General features: G+C 57.6%; 17 protein-coding genes. 2 read left to right on the plus strand and 15 right to left on the minus strand.

Annotated elements, in window-relative coordinates; genetic code table 11:
* Nucleotides 1-261: 261 nt before the first annotated feature.
* The 8 genes from EX00_RS21605 to EX00_RS21640 all read right to left on the minus strand — a co-directional run bounded on the left by EX00_RS21605 (nt 262) and on the right by EX00_RS21640 (nt 10,856).
* Entirely contained in the window at nt 262-615 is a 354-nt protein-coding gene (locus EX00_RS21605; RefSeq protein WP_047462933.1) for a cupin domain-containing protein, read from the minus strand.
* Nucleotides 616-617: 2 nt separating this feature from the next.
* Entirely contained in the window at nt 618-2,939 is a 2,322-nt protein-coding gene (locus EX00_RS21610) for a molybdopterin-dependent oxidoreductase (protein WP_080761298.1), read from the minus strand.
* On the minus strand, nt 2,936-5,290 hold the full coding sequence (locus EX00_RS21615) for a molybdopterin-dependent oxidoreductase (RefSeq protein ID WP_052210868.1): 2,355 nt from the start codon (nt 5,288-5,290) through the stop codon (nt 2,936-2,938). The genes EX00_RS21610 and EX00_RS21615 overlap by 4 nt, the downstream gene beginning before the upstream one ends.
* Nucleotides 5,281-6,609, minus strand: a complete 1,329-nt coding sequence (locus EX00_RS21620; protein ID WP_047462519.1) for an NAD(P)/FAD-dependent oxidoreductase — start codon at nt 6,607-6,609, stop codon at nt 5,281-5,283. Before EX00_RS21620 ends, EX00_RS21615 begins: the two co-directional genes overlap by 10 nt.
* A gap of 16 nt (nt 6,610-6,625) precedes the next feature.
* Nucleotides 6,626-7,501: an ABC transporter permease gene (locus EX00_RS21625; RefSeq protein ID WP_047462522.1), complete on the minus strand. Its 876-nt coding sequence runs from the start codon at nt 7,499-7,501 to the stop codon at nt 6,626-6,628.
* Nucleotides 7,498-8,502 (minus strand): ABC transporter permease, encoded by a 1,005-nt coding sequence (locus EX00_RS21630; protein ID WP_047462525.1) that lies wholly within the window; start codon nt 8,500-8,502, stop codon nt 7,498-7,500. Before EX00_RS21630 ends, EX00_RS21625 begins: the two co-directional genes overlap by 4 nt.
* A complete protein-coding gene (locus EX00_RS21635) occupies nt 8,499-9,596 on the minus strand; it encodes an ABC transporter ATP-binding protein (protein ID WP_047462527.1) in 1,098 nt (365 codons plus the stop codon). The genes EX00_RS21630 and EX00_RS21635 overlap by 4 nt, the downstream gene beginning before the upstream one ends.
* A gap of 93 nt (nt 9,597-9,689) precedes the next feature.
* Nucleotides 9,690-10,856: an extracellular solute-binding protein gene (locus tag EX00_RS21640; RefSeq protein WP_080761299.1), complete on the minus strand. Its 1,167-nt coding sequence runs from the start codon at nt 10,854-10,856 to the stop codon at nt 9,690-9,692.
* Between the two features lie 233 nt (nt 10,857-11,089).
* Here EX00_RS21640 and EX00_RS21645 point away from each other — a divergent pair, with 233 nt between their 5' ends.
* Nucleotides 11,090-11,818, plus strand: coding sequence for an IclR family transcriptional regulator (locus EX00_RS21645; RefSeq protein ID WP_052210870.1), 729 nt, complete (start codon nt 11,090-11,092; stop codon nt 11,816-11,818).
* A gap of 55 nt (nt 11,819-11,873) precedes the next feature.
* On the opposite strand, the gene EX00_RS21650 is transcribed toward EX00_RS21645, so the two are convergent.
* From EX00_RS21650 to EX00_RS21670, 5 genes are all read right to left on the minus strand, one after another.
* A complete protein-coding gene (locus EX00_RS21650; RefSeq protein ID WP_047462531.1) occupies nt 11,874-12,821 on the minus strand; it encodes an NAD(P)-dependent oxidoreductase in 948 nt (315 codons plus the stop codon).
* Between the two features lie 9 nt (nt 12,822-12,830).
* Nucleotides 12,831-14,306: an aldehyde dehydrogenase gene (locus EX00_RS21655; protein ID WP_047462535.1), complete on the minus strand. Its 1,476-nt coding sequence runs from the start codon at nt 14,304-14,306 to the stop codon at nt 12,831-12,833.
* Nucleotides 14,307-14,354: 48 nt separating this feature from the next.
* Nucleotides 14,355-15,437 (minus strand): AbrB family transcriptional regulator, encoded by a 1,083-nt coding sequence (locus tag EX00_RS21660; RefSeq protein WP_047462538.1) that lies wholly within the window; start codon nt 15,435-15,437, stop codon nt 14,355-14,357.
* A gap of 96 nt (nt 15,438-15,533) precedes the next feature.
* Entirely contained in the window at nt 15,534-16,907 is a 1,374-nt protein-coding gene (locus EX00_RS21665) for an aminotransferase (RefSeq protein WP_155294110.1), read from the minus strand.
* Between the two features lie 280 nt (nt 16,908-17,187).
* A complete protein-coding gene (locus EX00_RS21670; RefSeq protein WP_047462543.1) occupies nt 17,188-17,727 on the minus strand; it encodes a hypothetical protein in 540 nt (179 codons plus the stop codon).
* Nucleotides 17,728-17,844: 117 nt separating this feature from the next.
* Between EX00_RS21670 and EX00_RS21675 the strand changes: the two genes are divergently transcribed.
* Nucleotides 17,845-18,093: a helix-turn-helix transcriptional regulator gene (locus EX00_RS21675; RefSeq protein WP_234709078.1), complete on the plus strand. Its 249-nt coding sequence runs from the start codon at nt 17,845-17,847 to the stop codon at nt 18,091-18,093.
* A gap of 70 nt (nt 18,094-18,163) precedes the next feature.
* Here the strand turns inward: EX00_RS21675 and EX00_RS21680 are convergent, their stop codons facing one another.
* Together EX00_RS21680 and EX00_RS21685 are read right to left on the minus strand one after the other, a co-directional pair.
* Entirely contained in the window at nt 18,164-18,568 is a 405-nt protein-coding gene (locus EX00_RS21680) for a type II toxin-antitoxin system VapC family toxin (RefSeq protein ID WP_047462550.1), read from the minus strand.
* A complete protein-coding gene (locus EX00_RS21685; RefSeq protein WP_047462553.1) occupies nt 18,565-18,798 on the minus strand; it encodes an AbrB/MazE/SpoVT family DNA-binding domain-containing protein in 234 nt (77 codons plus the stop codon). Before EX00_RS21685 ends, EX00_RS21680 begins: the two co-directional genes overlap by 4 nt.
* Nucleotides 18,799-19,076: the final 278 nt, after the last annotated feature.

A 19,076-nucleotide genomic window follows, 5' to 3' on the forward strand; every position in this document is an offset into this window, starting at 1 on the left:
CGGCAATTGGAGGGAGATTTTTGCGCCAGGCGCTAGCTATGCTACATTTGGGTGTACCGCAAGGTGACGGTCGAATGTTACGTTCCCTGCGCGTCACAATAGGGTCGGTTTGCCCCTATTGTGACTGGTGGACAAGGAAGCCACCCTAATGTGACAGGTTCCATGTTTGTTCTTCGATTTGGCCAAAATCGCACGTTCGGGCCGACTGGGCCAGAAAGGACGGAAACGCTGGGTGCCCCGCCCGCCTGCCAGAAGATCGTTTCAATCAACAATAACGAAGATCTTGCGAACCGGTTCTATGGTCTTCCATATCCCGACAAATCCAGATTTCATGATAAAACTGTCGCCGGCGTGGTAAACGATCGGACTTTGACCTTCTTCCGTCAGTTCCACCACTCCCTTGAGGATATAGCAAAATTCGTAGCTCTTTCCCTTGGCAGTTCGGAAGGAGCCTATCGAGGCTTCCCAAACACCTGAACGGATCTGTCCTTCACGGTCTTCATCCTGCTTCCAGACCCGGAAAGATGGGCTGCCCTCAACAACTCTGTCTGCCGCGGGAGAAACAAGCTTGGGCCTGGTGGTCGGGTTGGATTCGATGGACTTTAGTAGCTTCATCATTATCGGGCACTTTTCTCTGAGTTTCGGGTGGGATCGACGAAAGCAGGCGCCTCAAATACCTGCGTCTCGGATGGAGATTTCGCCGGTCGACGAACATCAAGCAAGCAGCTCTGGGCAGCGCATCCTTGGCTTAATCCGGAAGCCGGCCGATCTGCCGTCAGGACATTCGGATTGCCGTGTCGCTCATAACCATCACTGTGATCTGGATCGTACCAGGCCCCAGTGGAGAGCCTCACCACGCCGGGCATGATGTCGCTGGAGATGCGCAAGCCAGCCATACACCGGCCCCTGTCGTTAAACAGTTCGACCACTTCGCCATCGACGAGGGATCTGGCCTCCGCATCGGCGTGGCTCATGGTGACGATTTCTCTTCCATGGATCTTCCCGGCCTTGCTGTGCGGGGACGGATCGAGCTGGCTATGCAGTCGCCTCTCAGGCTGATCGGAAATCAGGTGGAGAGGATATTTCGCCGCCTGTGGCGCGCCCAGCCATTCCGTCGGCGGCAACCATACCGGATGACCAGGGCAATCAGAAATGTCGAAAGAATCGATCGCTTCTGAAAATATCTCTATCCGCCCCGAAGGGGTCGACAACGGGTTGGCTTGCGGATCCCGTCGAAAATCCGACAGCATTATTCGGGGCGTGTCATGCGAGGAAAGATCGATTTTACCGATCGAAAGAAATTCTCCAAAATCAGGTAAATCGATCCCAGACGGGCGCCAATTCAGTCGCATGCCATCGTAAAGATGGCGCAACCATGCCTCACTGTCGCGGCCCTCGCTGAAGGCTTGCTCGTAATCCATCTCGGACGCCAATCGGCGAAAGATCTCGAAGTCGTCCATCGCTTCGCCAACCGGCGGAATGATGGGACGTGAGGCGACCAGCATGCCTTCAAGCGTGGCGTAGCTGATGTCCTCCCGTTCCATCGATGTGGTGGCCGGCAGAACGATATCGGCGCGCCGGGCGGCTGCCGTCCAAAACTGCTCATGGAAGATGATCGTATCCGGCTTCTGCCAGGCAAGTTCCAGCCGGTTCAAATCCTGATGATGATGGAACGGGTTGCCTCCGGCCCAGTAGATAAGTCGAATGTCCGGATAGGTATATTGGCCGCCGTTGTACTCGAACGCCTTTCCAGGATTGAGGAGCATATCGGCTATACGGGCGACGGGAATGAAGGCCGTGACCGAATTTTTCCCTTGCGGCAGCGACGGCCCCGAAAGCCTGGAATGGGCGCTTCCGATGGAATTTTCGCACCCGTAGCCGACCCCGAAGCCTCCCCCCGGAAGTCCGATCTGCCCCAGCATCGCGGCAAGGGTCACCGTCATCCAGAAAGGCTGCTCGCCATGCTCGGCACGTTGCAGCGCCCAAACCGTGTTGAGCATCGTCCGTTTGCCGGCCATTTTTTTGGCCAGAGTCCGGATCCGCTCGGCCGGGACGGCGCAGATTGCCGATGCCCAGTCGGCGGTCTTTGGCTGACCATCGGACATGCCGGTCAGATAGCGCTCGAATTCCGGCCAGCCCGTGCAGTAGCGATCGAGAAAGGCGACATCATGTGATCCATCGGAGAAAATCTCGAACGCCAGGGCAAGCATCATTGCCGTATCGGAACCGGGACGTATTGGTATCCAGTCGACGGGACCGCCGGTATCGATATTCGACGCGACCGGCGATATATTGACAAACTCCACTCCGGCGACAGCCATGCGATGCAGTGCATCGCGTAATTGGTGGCGACCTGCCCCCGCCTGACTGATCTGAGCATTCTTTGCCGGCACTCCGCCAAACGTTACGAACAGCTCGCAGTGATCGGCAAGCACGGACCAGGCCGTATGCTCCTTCATCAGCTCTTCCATCGGAGCGACGATATGCGGCATCAGCACGCGCGCCGCGGCGAGCGAGTAGCTGTCGCGATGGGACACGTATCCGCCGATGACATTGAGGAAGCGGTGAATCTGGCTGTTGGCATGATGAAACCGTCCCGCGGACGCCCAGCCGTAGGATCCACCGAATATCGCCTCGTTGCCATATGTCGTCTTCACACGCGCCAGCTCGCCCGCCGTCAGACGCAATGCCTCCTCCCAGCTGACCTCCACAAACGGCTCCTTGCCCCTCAGATCGGGGTGGGAGCCAGGCCCATTGTCCAGCCAGCTTTTCCGTATTGCTGGACGCTTTACCCTCACGCGCATCAGATCGGGGGACAACTGGTGCAGGCCGATCGGCGATGGGTCCGGATCTTCGGAAAAGGAAGACAGGGTAACGCCGTCAGCACCTGCGGATGCTTCGTAAACCCCCCAGTGAGATGTGGTATAACGCTTGCTCACGATTGACCTTTCACCTGAAGGAACGCCTCATGCGGGACGATCGGCGGGACTGGGCCTGACCAGCGTTCGACCGACACGAGGGAGAGCTGACCCGCGCAACCCTGAGACAAATCGGAGGCCGGCACGTCGGACGTGACGATATTCGGATTGCCATTGACGCAGGTCGTGCCGGATCCTTGCAGGTCCACGGGTGCATACCAGGCGCCTGTGGAAAGCTGCACGACGCTTTTAGCGATGCCGCGGCTCGGCAATGCGGATGCCAGCACCGCACCGCGATCATTCCAGAGCCGCAGCGTGTCGCCCTTGACGATCCCCATGTCCTTCGCGTCATGCTCGCTTAACCGCACGATCTCTCGGCCGTCGGATTTCCCGGATGCGCTTGCTGCACCGAAGTCGAGCTGGCTATGCAGACGCAATGCAGGCTGGTTGGCGACAAGCTGGAAACGATGTTTCAGCGCAAGTTCTGACCCAAGCCACTCCTCGGGCGGTGTCCAGACGGGATGTCCGCAGAAGCCGGCGGCCGCCACTCTCCTGGAGAAGATCTCAACCAAGCCACTTTCCGTCTCGAGCGGTGCCGTGGTGGGATCATCGTGAAAACGGGCTATCGCGCCGGGCGTTTCCGCGAGCGGGAGTTCGATCATTCCCAATTGCCGGAGCCCCTCGTAGTCCGGTACGTCGACATTCAGCTTCGCCAGGGCGTTGCGTGTCGGCTCGTACAATTCTTCCAACCATTGCTCGGCAGACCGTCCCTCGGTGAAGCCGGCCCCGCAGTCGAGAGCCTTGGCCAAATCCGAGAAAATCGCGTAATCGTCTCTCGGACCGTCAGGCGGCGGCACGAGCGGCTCCATCGAGAAAAGAAACGGGTCATTGCCGCCGGCTCCGATATCCAGCCGTTCTGCGGTGATGGTGGCCGGGAAGACGATGTCGGCATGGCGGGTGGTGGCGGTCGATACCGTCTCGTGGACGATAATCGTGTCGGGCTTCGAAAACGCCTCGGCAAGTCTCTGAAGATTCTGGTGATGATGGAAGGGATTGCCGCCAGCCCAGTAAACCAGTCGGATGTCGGCGTATTCGCGGGTTTCACCCTTGTAGGTGTAGGGCTCGCCCGGTTTCAACAGAAGGTCGGATATCCGGGCAACGGGGATGAAGTCCTTGATCCCGTTCCGGCCCTGCGGCAAGGTTGGCAGGGGAACAGCCAACCGCTCCTTGCCAATATTCCCGATCGACCCGAGACCGTAACAAAAGCCGCCACCCGGTTCCCTGCCCTGCCCCAGCATCGATGCAAGAACAAGTGCCATCCAGACCGGCTGTTCGCCGCCTCGCGCCCGCTGCAAGGAGTAGGTGACGTTGATGAGGGTTCGAGAAGAGGCGGCAGCCAGATCGGCAAGATCGATAATCTTGCCGTCTGGAATACCGCATATCTGCTCTGCCCATGCCGGCGTTTTGGGCACGCCGTCGCTTTGCCCGCCGAGATAGGCAGCAAACTTTTCGTATCCGGTCGTATATCTCGACAGGTAGTCGTGATCGACACGCCCCGTCTCCATCAGCCTGTATGCCATGCCCAGCATCAGCGCGGTGTCCGTTCCAGGTCGGGGTGCGATCCACTCTGCGCCGATATCAACCGGCATGTCATCCGCCAGTGGGCTGATCGACACCAAACGGCAGCCACGCTGGATCGCCTTGTCTATCGAGGTCCGACCGACATGTTGCGAATTGCCGCCACCACTCACTGCGGTATTGCGCAAGGGCAGGCCGCCGAAGGCCAGCACCAGTTCGGTCTTGTCGGCGAGAGATTGCCACCAGGGTTGATCCCGCGTGAGATTGACGGCGTTTCCATAGACGTAGGAAAGGATGACGGCGCCAGCTGCAGAACTGTAGGTATCGACCGAGCCCACATACCCGCCGAACACGGTATTGAGAAAGCGATGGACCTGGCCTTGCGCGTGGTGGAAGCGACCGGCGCTAGACCAGCCATAGGAGCCGCCGAAGACATGCGCGCCGGGAAGCGTCGCTGAGGCTTCCGTCCCGGCACCAAGCCTGCGCAGCTCGGTCGCAGCGATTTTGATAGCTTCCGGCCAGCCCATCTCGACATAAGTGTCCTTGCCTCGCCGTGCATCCGGCCCCGGCCCGTCTTCTAGCCAGCCTTTTCTGACCAACGGGCGGCGCAGACGCGCCGGGTGGCTGATACTGTCCGGAATATTGTTCAGAAGGGCCGACGGTTCGCCGTCGCCCGAGAAAGGGCGGATATCCAGGCGGCCATCAACCATCCTGGCGGAAAATGCCCCCCAATGACTACTGTGCTGGCGATAGGGTGCCTGCCCAACCGCGTCCCGCTCGTCGGTCAGATCCATCGATGCGCCTTATGTTGGCGACCGTCGGCAAATCGCCTGAGTGCAAAGGGAGAAGGATCGATGTCCGGGGTCTCGCCGGCAATCATCGCGGCGACCAGAGAGCCGGCGCCGGGTCCAATTGCAAAACCGTGCCCGCTGAATCCCGAAGCGACATAGACGCCGGGATGGCCGGCGATCGAGTCTATGATCGGCACCATATCCGGTGTCGCATCGATGAGACCACCCCAGGCTTCCGCGACGCCGACCTTCGCCATTTCGGGATAGGCTTCTCTGAATGCCTCAAGACCCGCATTGACCAGCTTCGGATCGGGTGCCGGATCATAGATCCTTGAATGCTCGAAGGGCGATACCTGATCATTCTTCCAATTCTTCAGGGCAAACGGGCCATTGAAGAAGGATCGCCCGACGCCGATGGTCAATTCACCTTTTCGTCGGAGGAAAAGCGGAAAGAAGTGCCGGCTCTGCATCAGGCCCATGGGCGTCAGCTCTACCCGACCCTGTCCCCGCAACCCGACCGTAAATCCTCCATCGCGCCGTCGTCTGTAGGAAAACTTGGGGCTGCCGACGCCGCCGGGATGGAATTCGGGTGCAGCTTCGGTGCGGAAGGCCGTAGCATACACACCGGACTGCGGAAACGATATTCCCTGATGCCGCAACAGCATCGAGGACCATGCGCCACCGGCAACCAGGATCTGGCTCGTGCGAATACGGCCTTTCTCGGTGACGATATGGGAGACCTTACCGCCCGCGGTCTCCCATCCTCGTACGGCACACCCCTGATGAATGGTTGCTCCCTTTCTTTGCGCGGCCCGGGCAATGGCCGGGGCCGCGACCGACGGTTCCGCCCAGCCATCGACCGGAGATTCGATGGCTGCGATCCACTGCTCGCTCGTTCCCGGAATGCGCTGCTTGACCTGCGCTTGCGACAGTATCGATCCTTCCATACCGTAATGCGCCGTATCGGCCATCCACTTGCGCCAGCGCGCAACTTCCTCTTCTTCCTTCGTGACCACCATCATGCCGGTCTGGCGAAACCCCACGCTTTCGCCGATGCGTTCCTCAAACGAGCGCCACAGCTCCATGCTTTTGAGTGCCAACGGCACCTCCGGCAGCGACCGGAGCTGCTCACGGCACCAGCCCCAGTTGCGGCTCGACTGTTCGCCGGCGATGATCCCTTTTTCGATAAGCGCAACAGAAATTCCCCGTTCGGCGAGAAAGAGGGCCGCCGAACTTCCGATGATCCCACCACCAATGATGACGACATCAACCGCCTCCGGTAGAACCTGGTCTGAACGAACAGAATCAATCTTGGGTGACATGCTTTTCCCTTTGATGTCAGTGCTGCGCTGAAAGTTCGGCGGCTTCGGCTTCGAAGGCCATCTTCTCCCGCCATAACGTCTTGCGTTGCTTGCGCCGTTTGACGATCTCGAAAACGAGAGCCGCAATGATCGTCAGGCCAACGATGACCGTCGCCAACGCGCTGATGGTCGGCGACGATCCGAGCCGCACACGACCGGCAAGAACGGTGGTCATCGTCTTATCCGAGAGAATGGCGAAGGTCGTGGCATTGTAGTTCTCGAACGAACTCAGGAATGCCAGCATTGCCGATGAGGCAAGCGCCGGTCGAAGAAACGGCAGCAGCACATCGCGAAAACTCTGCGAATAGCTCGCTCCCAGATCAAGCGCAGCCTCCTCCAACGCCGTATCAAACCGCTGAAGACGCGCCATTATGATCAACATGCAATAGGAAGCGATGAAGCTTGACTGGGCGAGAACGGTCAAGACTGAGCCGCTGTAGATTAGGTTTCGCAGGCCGAGCAATCCGGAAAAATCGCGCCAGAACACAACGGTGGAGATACCGATGACAATCCCCGGCGTGAGGACCGGAGCGACAATGACGAAGTAGTAGAACGAGCGTGACGTACGGAAGACCTGCGTCATCACGATCGCACCCGCCAGGCCTAGAGGGACGGCAAGCAGCACCACGAAGACGCCGATCACGACACTGGTTCGCAGCCCCTGAAGCATTTCCCGGTCGGTTGCCAGTTCGCGGAACCACTGGAAGGTCAGCCCCTCGATCGGCCAGACCTGCGGATAATCGGGTGTGTTGAAGGCCGAGACTGCCATGACCAGCAACGGGCCAAGCAGGAAGACGAAGAACAGGACCATGTAAGCGGAGACGGCGAAACGGGTGACGAACGGTTGTTTCATTTCGCGATCTCCCCAAGCTTGAGGCCTGAAATTTTGAGTACGCTCAGGACGAATACGATACAGGCGAGCAGGAGCACCAACGCATAGGCGGCACCTTGCGGCCAGTCGAACAGCTGGTAGAAGCGATCGTAAACGATCGGCGTGAACCAGAGCGAGTTGGTGCCGCCGAGAACGAGTGGCGTGGCTACGGCGCCCGCCGTCAGCATGAAGCAGAGCGTCATGCCAGATGCGATACCGGGCTTGGCGTGTGGCATCACGACGAACAGGTGGATATGCCACCATGGCGCACCGAGATCTCGCGCAGCTTCGATCTGATTGTGATCCTGGCTCTCGATGGCGTTGTAGAGAGGAAAGATCATGATCAAGAGGTGCGAATAGCAAAGCGCGACATAGAGCGCGACATTCGCCGACATAAAGTCAAACGGCGTGTCGAGGACGCCAGCCCAGATGAGCATCTTGTTGATGAAGCCGCCATCGGACAACAGGATGCGAAAGGCGAAGGCGCGAAGGATATCGTTGACCCAGTAGGGTATGATGAGAAGCAGCAGGACAAGCCGCAGTTTTCGCGCTGGCGCCGACTGCGCCATGTAGTAGGCTATCGGATAGCAGATCACGAAATTGGCCAGCGTCAGGAGGATACTGGCAAAAATCGTCACAAAAAAGCTGCGTAGATGGATCCAGTTCCATTCCTCAGTGCTCGTGGCACTGCCAAACAGGAAATATCGGTAGTTCTGAAGAGTATAGATATCGTCCGGACCGCCGACCTTGGATGGTGGCAACTTGTGGTGGAACGAGAGATCGACCATGAACACCATAGGCATTATGATCGTGAAGATCGTCCAGAAGCCTACGGCGACGATTAGATAGATCCCGATCAACGCGCCGTTGCGTTTGAAGAATCCGACCTCTTGTTTTCCCGGCTGACGATCGAACTTCACTAACAGAAAGAAGGCGATGATCACGAGCAATGTCGTGGATATGGTAATTGCAAGATTGCTCATGCGCTACGAACCGCCTCCGCCAAAACGACCGCGTGTTGCGGAGAAAAGCTCATCGAAAGCGTGTCGCCCTGGCGGGGTAGTGTATCGAGATCGGCGGCCACCAGTGTCGCAGCGATGGAGGTGTTCGTGTCGGCGCGCAGTTGCAGATGCGTCATGCTTCCTTCGAACGCAAGATCTTGCAGTTGTGCGGCAAAGCGGCATTCGTTGTCTTGCCGCTGGTCGTTATTTTCGGCCATCTTCAGCAACTCGGGACGAACGAACAGCATAGCCAGCATGCCGGCGGCGATGCCGCTCGGGTTGCGACCTGACAGAAGGCCCAGCGGCGTTTCGATCCTGGCCATTCCGTCCTGTGTCGAAATGATCCGGCCGGCAATGGCATTGCTCTCCCCTACGAAGGAGGCGACAAACGGGGTTTCAGGGTGCCCGTAGATGCTGCGGCCGTCGCCCACTTGCTCGATGCGGCCCGCATTCATCACGGCGATCCGATCCGACATCGTCAGCGCTTCGCCCTGATCATGGGTGATATAGATGAAGGTGATGCCGACGCGCTGCTGGATTTCGCGCAACTCGCGACGCATATGCTGGCGCAGCTTCAGATCGAGCGCCGATAGTGGCTCGTCGAGAAGCAGAACCTTCGGCTCGACAGCGAGCGCACGCGCAATGGCCACGCGCTGCTTCTGGCCGCCGGACAATTCGCTGACTTTCTTGTTTGCGTGTTGCGACAGTGCGACCTGGTCCAGCAGTCGCCGCACCGCATCGTCGCGAACGCCACGCGCAACACCACGCACCCTCAAGCCATATCCGACATTCTCCGCCACGGACATCATCGGAAACAAAGCAAGGTTCTGAAAGATAAGAGCGGTCGGACGCTTGTTCGGCCCGACGCCTGTCATATCGGCACCGCCGATCCGGACGCGTCCAGAACTTGGTGCGACAAAGCCGGAAATAGTCCGCAGAAGCGTTGTCTTGCCGCAGCCCGAAGGGCCAAGAAAACTGAAAAACTCGCCTGAACGGATTTCGAGATCCGTCTCGTGTACTGCCGTAAAATCGCCGAAACTTATCCGGACTTTGTCGAGCTCGATCGCTGCGGTCATGCTAAAACCTTCCATTGGTATCGGACCACCGCTAAAGCGATGGCGAGAAGACGCACCACTCCCGTAAGGAGCGGCGCGTCGCCTGTATCAGGCTCAGGAAACCTTGAACTTTTCCGCGTATTCGTTGCGCGCGGTAATGAACCATGGCGGGCTGGAAGGATATCGCCACAGCTTGGAAAGCGCGTCATCCGGATAGGCCGAGCGGAAGCGTTCCTTGTCGGCCTCTGGAACAAACTCGTCGGCGCCTTTCACAACAGAATTATAGCTGGAAACGGTCGCGATCTTGCCGGCGACCTCAGGCTTTAGAATATAGTCAAAAAACGCGTAGACCTGATCTAGGTTCGCCGCAGCCTTGGACATTGCAAAGCCGTCAATCCAGGCGAGCGCACCTTCCTGAGGAGCCATGAATTTTACGGGCTTGCCTGCCTTTGCCATTCGCTTGACTGGACCGTCCCAGGTCTGACCGATTGTGCAGCCGTTCTCGATGAAACCGGACATCGTGCTGTCGCTCGAATCCCAGAACTGCTTGATCTGCGCCTTCTGCTTAATCGCATAGGACACAAGCTCGCTGTAGATCTTGCGCATGGTTGCCTCGTCCTTATAGGTATCGAGCATGCGGTTGGACGGGAGCTTACCGGTCGCATCGAGCCACAAGCCTAGACCAAGCAGTCCGGACACCGGACGGATTTGCGCTTTTCCAGCAAACTCCGGATCCCAGATCAGTCCGTAGCTCATCTTCTTGTAATCAAGCTCGGCCTTGTCGGTGCGCCAGGCCATGCCTTCAGAGCCCCAAACGTGGGGGACGTGATAGAGACCGTCCCACGTCCACAGATCCGTGGAGGCCTTCAGCAATGCTTCCGAATAAATGCCCATGTTCATTCGGTTGGTATCGAAACGCTGCAGCACCTCCAGGAACTGGAATTCCGGTGCCCGGTTGAAGGACGGCATGCAGAGGTCGTAACCTTCCCCGAACGTGGCCTGAAGCTTGTTGATCTGCTCTTCGTTGGAGGAGAACGGCGTCTTGTTGACAGTGATGCCGGTCGCCTTCGTGAAATCGCCCATCACCTCGTTTGGCAGTTCATCTGTCCAGCAGAGAATATTGATGCCGCCCGAAGAGGCCAGTGACCTCTTTATATACGCAGGCGAAAGCGCTGCGGCAGCGCCGATGATCGCCGTTCTCTTCAAAAGCGTACGGCGATTGAAAGTCGTCGCTGCCTCGATGGTCAGCGATGTCCCAGTTCGTTTGTTGTCTTGCGTCATTGAATTCTCCTGATGGCGGTAAAAAGCGGCAAATGGAGTTCTTCAACCTGAGCATTCCCCTCGTCGATCTGCGCCGACTTCATTGAATGGCATTCTGATGAATAGAATGGCTTGCCGTCTGATAGAATGATGTAGCATAATAGCTGGGTCGTCAAGCATCCGCATTTGCACCAGGAAATTTTTCTTCGCATTCGCAGCATGACGAGCTAGTTTCTCGATAAGGGATGGGATCTATGACCGATAAATCTGCGATATTAAAAACAAAAGGCGTCGAAGCCGTTGACAAAGCGCTCCGCATTCTGACGCTTTTCGACAGCCAATCTCCTGTCTTGAGCCTGCACGACATCAGCCAGCGAACCGGGCTGGTCAAAAGCTCGACACTGCGCCTGCTGGTATCCCTACAAAGTGCAGGTCTGCTGGCGACCACGCCTGACCGGCGCTACACCATTGGCATCGAGGCGTTCCGGATTGGTCGGGTTTATCAACGGACCTTCCGTCTCGACACCGTCATACGGCCGGCATTGAAGAAACTTGTCCAAGCGACGGGCGAAAGTGGATCCTTCTTCAGACGCGAAGGCGATCAGCGCGTTTGCCTTTTTCGCGAAGACACCAACGAGCCTCTTCGGGAGCACATTGCCGAAGGGGATTCGGTCCCGATCGGACGCGGTGCCGCAGGCCGTGTCTTCTTACATTTCAGCGATCATGATGGAATGGGGCCTGCAAGTCACGACGAACTCTCACTTCTCCCCGTCATGACGATCGGAGAACGCGGACCGGACATCGCCGGCATGTCCGTTCCCATTTTCGCGATAGACCAGGGCATGATCGGCGCCTTGACACTGTCTGGGCCGTCCACCCGTTTCACCGAGGAGCGGGTGAGCGCCATGAAGCCGTTACTGGTCCGTGCTGCGGCAGATATCTGCTACAATCTTCGCTCGCCGTTTTACGAGCTGCTGGGTTGAGTCGTAGTGCGGCCCTATTTGCGCGCGGATCGACTAATCCGATGGAAGATCTCCATCAGTAGCCGCGGCTCATATCGACCTGTTCTTCAAGATGTCGACCATCCAGATAAGCGCCGAGATTATTGAACAGCCGCGCACCGAACATCTCCATCTCTCCTCGTCCTCCCGCATAGGATATGTGAGGCGTTATGAATATGTCTTGTCGCGACAGGAGTGGACTGTTCTCCGGCAAAGGCTCGGGCACCGTTACATCCAAGGTGGCGCATGATAGAAAACGTGCATCCAAGGCCTTGATCAGGGCCTGCTGATCGAGTACCGCGCCACGTGATATATTGATGAGATGCAGACCTATCTTGGCTCGCGACAACAATGTATCGCCAACCAACCCCCGCGTTTCGTCGGTGAGGGGCAAAGCAAGCACCAGGTGGTCACATCCGGCGATCAACGCTTCGGGCGATTGGCAATGTTTAATGTCGGCATCCGCCTCCCTCCATGGCCCCCTTCTGTAGGCCTGCACGTTCATGTCGAAGGCAAGAGCCCGTCGGGCAATAGCACGACCGATGGATCCATAACCGAGAAGACCAAGCGATCGCCCGGCCAGCCTTCCCATAGGACGGTTTATCCAGTCGGACGCGGCTCGCACCCGCACCCCCTCGAAATCCTTTTCGACACGCATGATCGCAGCCATCACATATTCGGATATCTGCACCGACGCCAAACCGCGGCCGCAACTGACCAACCGGTCCTGTGTAAGCCAACGGGGATAGCCTTCCACGCCAGCGGAATATGTCTGAATCCAGCGCAGACCAGGAAGGTCGCGGCCACTTTGGGGCGCCCCGCTCCAGCTATCGTATAGCCGGGTCACCAGGATTTCTGTTTCGGGCGGAATATCCCAGGGCGTCAGCCGATCAAGTCTTTCGATGACTTTCGGGTTCGAAGGATGAGAGGCAAGAAGCTCCGTCAGACACGGATCAACCTGGTTGCAAATAACGGGTCCCGGCATCACACGGCCTCACAGGGGAAAGCCATAAGGTACTTCCTCGGTCAAATTGAGCCAGACGCTCTTTGTCTGCATATATTCGGTGATCATCTCCATTCCGCCTTCCCGGCCAAGGCCTGATGCCTTGTAGCCTCCGAATGGGGAGATCTGGGACGTCACCTTGTATGTGTTGACCCAGACCGATCCAGCCTGCAGTTGCGCTGCCATTTTGTGAACCCGGGAGACGTCGCGCGTCCACAGGCCCGCGCCAAGGCCGAATGCCGTCTCGTTTGCAATCGCCAACGCCTCATCTTCGTTCGAGAACGGGATGACGCACAAGACGGGTCCGAAGACTTCCTCCTGAGCTATCCGCATCGAATTGTGAACGCCCGTGAAGATCGTCGGCGCGACGAACAGGCCCGGACCACCGGAGGGATCGGCAACCTGCTCTCCTCCGCAGCCGAGCTTAGCGCCATCTGCCTTGCCCCATTCGATGCAGGTCATGATGCGGTCGAACTGGGGTCGGTTTGCCACCGGCCCGATGTCGGTATCAGGGGACATCGGATCCCCGAGCCTGATCTTGGCCGTCAACTCGAGAAGACGTGCAACGAAGCGATCGTAAATTGCGTGATGGACGAGGGCGCGCGATCCCGCCACGCAACTTTGTCCGCCGGAACCAAAAATTCCGGCAACGACACCTCGTGCGGCATTTTCCAGGTTTGCATCATCGAAGACGATGTTTGGCGACTTACCCCCAAGTTCAAGCGTGACAGGCTTCATCTGGCCGGCCGCAGCCATGTAAACTGCCCGGCCGCCGGAAACACCTCCGGTGAAGGCAATTTTTGCAACATCCCGGTGGGCGGTCAATGCCGCGCCGGCCTCTGCGCCAAGGCCAGTAACGACATTGAGGACGCCGGACGGCAGTCCCGCGTCCCCGACGAGTTCGGCAAATCGCAAAGCAGAGGCGGAAGTGAATTCCGAAGGCTTGACCACCGCCGTGTTACCGGCTGCCAAAGCCGGGGCAAGCTTCCAGGCAAGGAGCATGAGCGGTGAGTTCCACGGCGTTACCATGCCGATCACGCCCAATGGCTCATGTCGGATATAATTCATGTGTCCCGGCCGGTCGGTCGGAAGAACCGCGCCGTTGATCTTGTCTGCGAGACCTGCATAGAACTGGTACCATTCGGCGATCCGCTTGACCTGATGGAGCATCTCCTTCAGCGTCTTGCCATTGTCGCGAACTTCAATGGCTGCCAGTTCGTCGGCATGAGCAGTGATGACGTCGGCTATTTTCCGCAGCGCGGCTCCTCGTTGCGGGGCGGTGTATTTGCTCCATGGTCCCGAGATGAACGCGCGTTTGGCTGCGGCGACTGCAGCGTCGACATCCGCTGCCTGCGAGCGTGCGATACGACCCCATGCCTGCTGCGTATAGGGGTTTGTGGTTTCCAGATATTCACCTGTGCAAGGCGCCACTGAAAATCCGTCGATGTAGTTCGCCAAAGTTTCCATGACGACTTAACCTTTCCTAATGAGCACTCGGCCGTTGCGAGCCAGGCTTCAATTTACTTTATCCGGAGATCCTGCAAGCGGAGACATCCAGCCTATTCGGCAGACTACCCACCAGATCGGTTCAATAAGCATGTTTCCGATCAACACCCTGACGAGATGGAAGCTGAGTACGAGAGGAACGGCAGCTCCGATCGAGGTGGCGGCGACGGTCATTTCAGGCATACCACCCGGGGACATCCCGAGCAGCACAGCGGCTAGGTCGAAACCAAAGAGATAGGCAATCAGCAAGGCGGACGGCACAAGGATCACGGTGAGCAGTGCCGATGACAGGATCGAGGCCAATAAAAGTTTGCGTGATCCCAATATGAACTGCGGCGTCATCTGCGCACCCAGCGAAACGCCGAGAATGATCTGGCATACCGCCACCAGCCCATGCGGCATTCTGACCGGCTGCATGTCGATCGCCGCGAGCGCAATCGCCATAAAGCATGGAATGATCATCCACGGATTTGGCACGAATGACTTGCGGGCCATAAACGCCAGCAGCAACCCGACTGCCACAAACCCAACCACCTTCCAGATGTCACCAAGATGAAATGCCGCGGCGGCCGTCGCCTGAAGCGCCAGTCCGGCATGCGTTGGCACCAGAAATGCAATCACGACCGGATAGATCAGGACGACCATGACCAGCCTCACGGTCTGGGCCAGGACGACATGTTTTTCCGACGCGCCGCCACGTTGGGCTTGGATTGCCATCAAGACAACGCCTCCGGGAACGCCGCAAAAAAATGCGGTCTTGGGATCGGTGCGTGCAAAGGAACTGAACAAAGGCGCCACAAGGATACCGCTGCAGAGCGTTCCCAACGCACATAGCGCGATGATCGGAAGATTATGCAGGATCTGAGTGAGTATCGCTGGTGTGAAGCTCTGCCCCAGCGATAGACCGAGAACGACCAGCCCGTAAGGCCTAAGTGCCCTGAAATCGAAACGGACACCGCAAAATGCAAAAATGCCGCTGACGATCAGCGCTCCGATCAGCCAGGCGAGCGGTAAGCCCAGCAAACTCGCGATCCAGCCTCCGGCGACAGAACAGGCAAGGATAAGCGCGCGGAGCATGAGTGTATTCAGCATAACATACCGTCCTCCCAGAAGATGGAGCGTTCTGTTCACATCATGGCATTCTTGGCGGTGCCTGGTCGGACACCGCCAAGAATGCCAATTGGAGGATCAGCCGTTGATTTGCGACAGGGTGTCGTCCAGCGCAGCGCGCAGGCGGGCAAACATTTCGGCGATTTCGTCTGCGTTGATGATCTGCGGCGGCGAAAGCGCGATCCTGTTGAGAATGATGCGCGTGATCAGGCCGCGCTGCATGGCCGCCTCCTCGAAGATTGCCATTACCTTCATCGAAGGATCGTGCATCGTCTTCGTCACCTTGTCGGCGACGATCTCGATTGCGCCGAGCAAGCCGACACCGCCTGAATCGCCGACAAGAGGATGATCCTTCAGGGCTTCGAAGCCTGCCAGAAAAAGTGGCTCCATCGACTTGACGTGGCCCACGACATCCATTTCCTCGTAGATCTTCAGGGTTTCAAGCGCGACCGCAGCCGCGACCGGATGACCGGCATAGGTGTAACCATGCGTGAACGTGCCGAACCGATCGCTTTGAACCTGCATGCCCTCGTAGACCCGCTCCCCTATCAGCACGGCCGAGATCGGTTGCATTGCGGCGGAAAGTGCCTTGGCGCATGTGATCATATCGGGTTTCATGCCGAAGGTCTGGCTTCCCCACATATTGCCCGTGCGGCCAAACCCGCAAATCACTTCGTCAGAGACGAGGAGAATGCCGTACTTATTCAGGACGGTCTGGATCTTTTCGAAATATCCTTCAGGAGGAACGATCGCGCCACCCGAGCCGAGAACAGGCTCCGCCCAAAAGGCTGCGATGGTTTCCGGACCTTCGGCAATGATCATTGCCTCCAGTTCTTCCGCTAGGCGTGTCGAATATTCCTGCTCGCTCTCACCCGGTTTGCCATGGCGATAATAGTAGGGCATCGCCGCATAAAGAAATCCATCGAAAGGAAGACCGTAGCCTTCGTGAAACTTAGGCTTACCCGTGAGGCAGGAGGTGACGGCACTCGTGCCGTGATAGCTCTGCTCGCGCGAAATGATCTTGCGCCGCTGCGGCTGACCCTGCCCATTCCAGTAATACCAAACGAGCTTGATGGCGGTATCATTGGCTTCCGAGCCGGAACTCTGCAGGAGAACGCGGTCGAAGCCTTCCGGTGCAATGGACGAAAGCTTGGCGGAGAGCTCGGCGGTCGGCGTGTTACCGGCCCCACGGAAAATATGGTAATACCCGATCTCGGTCATGACATCATGCGCGACCTTTGCAAGCCGGGCATTGCCGAAGCCAAGCGAAGCGCACCACAGCCCGGCCGCGGCTTCGAGATAGCGGTTTCCCTCGTCGTCTATGACGAAAATGCCATCCCCTTTCACAATCATAAGCGGCTTTTTTTCAGGCTGGGTGCGCAGGTTCGTATGGGGGTGTACCACGTGCTTGGCATCGAGGGAGTGCGCGCTGTTGAGCAAAGAAGTGTCCATGGCCATATCCTAGACGGTTGCAATATGAATTCTATTAAGTAGAATTGCCTTCCAGCAAACAGAACACGGCTTTGGCTCTCCGTCAAGCGTGGCTTAAAAATGTTTACGGGAATTTGCGCTCCAGAGGAGACCACGCGTGCAGCTTTCAGCTTCAGAAAAAACCCGATCATCGCCTACTTGCTTCACGACACCTCCTCCAGCCATCACCGCGAATTGCGCGCATCGGCGATGAACCTGTGGGCGAAAATAGTCCGGGCATGGCCGACAAAAGAGGCCGGCGTCATCGTATGGCCTCTTTGCCGTTAAATTTACGATGCCGGTCGATCTTCAGCAGATCGGCGATGACGGAACGGATTTGTGGCCAGGGATACTCTTCGCTGATGAGGGAGGGTTGCCACTTGGTAACAACGACATGGAGCTTCGCGGTTACGCCGATGATCGATTCCGCCGGTGTATTCCACAAGGTTTCCGCCACCTCGTCCTCTACGGCCGATGCACGCCGCTCTTCTTCGAGGGCCTCGCTGTATCCGACTTGCTTGTCGGCGGCCTGCCAGGCTTCGGGTGCGAGCAGCGGTGAGCCGACCATCGAAATGAGCCTGGTTTCGAGCCCCTGCTGTCGCTGGCATGATTCGATCAAACGTTGCTGCGCCGCACGCCATTCCTGCCAGATCGTGAACGCGAGATCGTCATTGCAAACGCCCAGGGGTGCTGTGAGCAAGGCGGCGAGCTCCGGATATGTGGGTAAAGACGCCGCCACGACGGAATGGAAGTCTCCCCGGGTGACCGGAGGCAAAGTTCTGCTATGGTCGGAATCAGCCATGATCCGAGCTCCCGTAAGCTTGGTTGTGGTTAGATCGGGTAGGTGTTCGCGCACCTACTCGATCGTTAAGCGATAATGTTTCGTACAAAATGATAGAAGTCAATCAGAAAGTTTGTCTTGAGCAGCAACATACTTACGATGGAGCAATGCCGTGGGGCCCGGGCTATGTTGGGCTGGAGCCAAGCAGAGCTTGCAAAGGCAGCTAACGTCTCTCGTCAGACCGTCGCTGATTTCGAACGTGGCGCGCATATTCCCATCAGCAACAATCTCGCGAGTATGATTGCGGCCTTTCAGGAGGCCGGAATAGAATTTATCCGCGAGAATGGCGTCGGTGTTGGCGTTCGCTTCACGAAGCCAATATCGTGAGGTGGTAAGATGCCACCCGCCAGGGACTATGAAAGCTGCCCTGTTAACAGTAATGCCACCAGACTCTGGCTCACTGCGCAGGAGAAATCAATTCGACGGTCGGAAAATAAGCGCGGTAGCGACTGACATCTCGCGTCAACAGCGGCAGTTGCTGAACTGCCGCCTGCGCACCGATGAAGAAGTCCGGCAAGACGCCGGTACGCGAACCGCCGGCCCGGCGATATTGCATGAATACCTTGCCCGCAAGAAACAGCGCCGCCTGCGGAAATGGACTGATCACCAACGCCGCTTGATCAATGAAGGCATCAAGCGCCTCGATACGCTCGTATCGAACCGCAAGCTCAGCATAGACGACATCATTGATAAGCAGTGGACCAGCCAGACTGGCTCTTTCAAGTTGCTCGATCGACCAGTCTGCCCAAACCGGGTCGTTCGTCACGAGATCGAGCAAGACATTAGTATCGACAAGTGTCACGTTTCACCACGCGTGAGCGCCATGATCGCGTCAGTTCCGAGCCCTTTTCCGGCATGCCCGCGCAACTTTTGGAAGCGGCTAATAGGCTTCTTCGCATCAGCCGGTTTCAGCACCACGCTACCGTCCGCGGCACGATAGAAATCAACCTGGCTTCCCGGAACGATCCCCAAAAGATCCCGCACGGCCTTCGGAATGGTGACCTGCCCTTTCGCAGTAACTGTCGTCGTCATGATGAAAACCTTGTAATACCACTGCTGCCATAGGTATTACTTTCTGACTTCGATTTCAAGCATGATAGGGCTCGATGTTGAATTCCGTTCGAAATTTATCCAGTTTGCCATCTTGCCGTGACCCAGCGACCATCATCAAAAAATAATGCTTTCGTCGCCTTGCCTAAACCGGCTTTGGTCAGCGCGCCGCAGGAATAATATGTCATATATGAAATATTATGTATGCTGATGGCGGAAGGCCCTCAATTCTACAGCGGTAGCGTCAGCCACTTCGGGGC

The sequence above is a fragment of the Martinezella rhizogenes genome (assembly GCF_000799715.1).
GTDB lineage: Bacteria > Pseudomonadota > Alphaproteobacteria > Rhizobiales > Rhizobiaceae > Rhizobium > Rhizobium rhizogenes_C.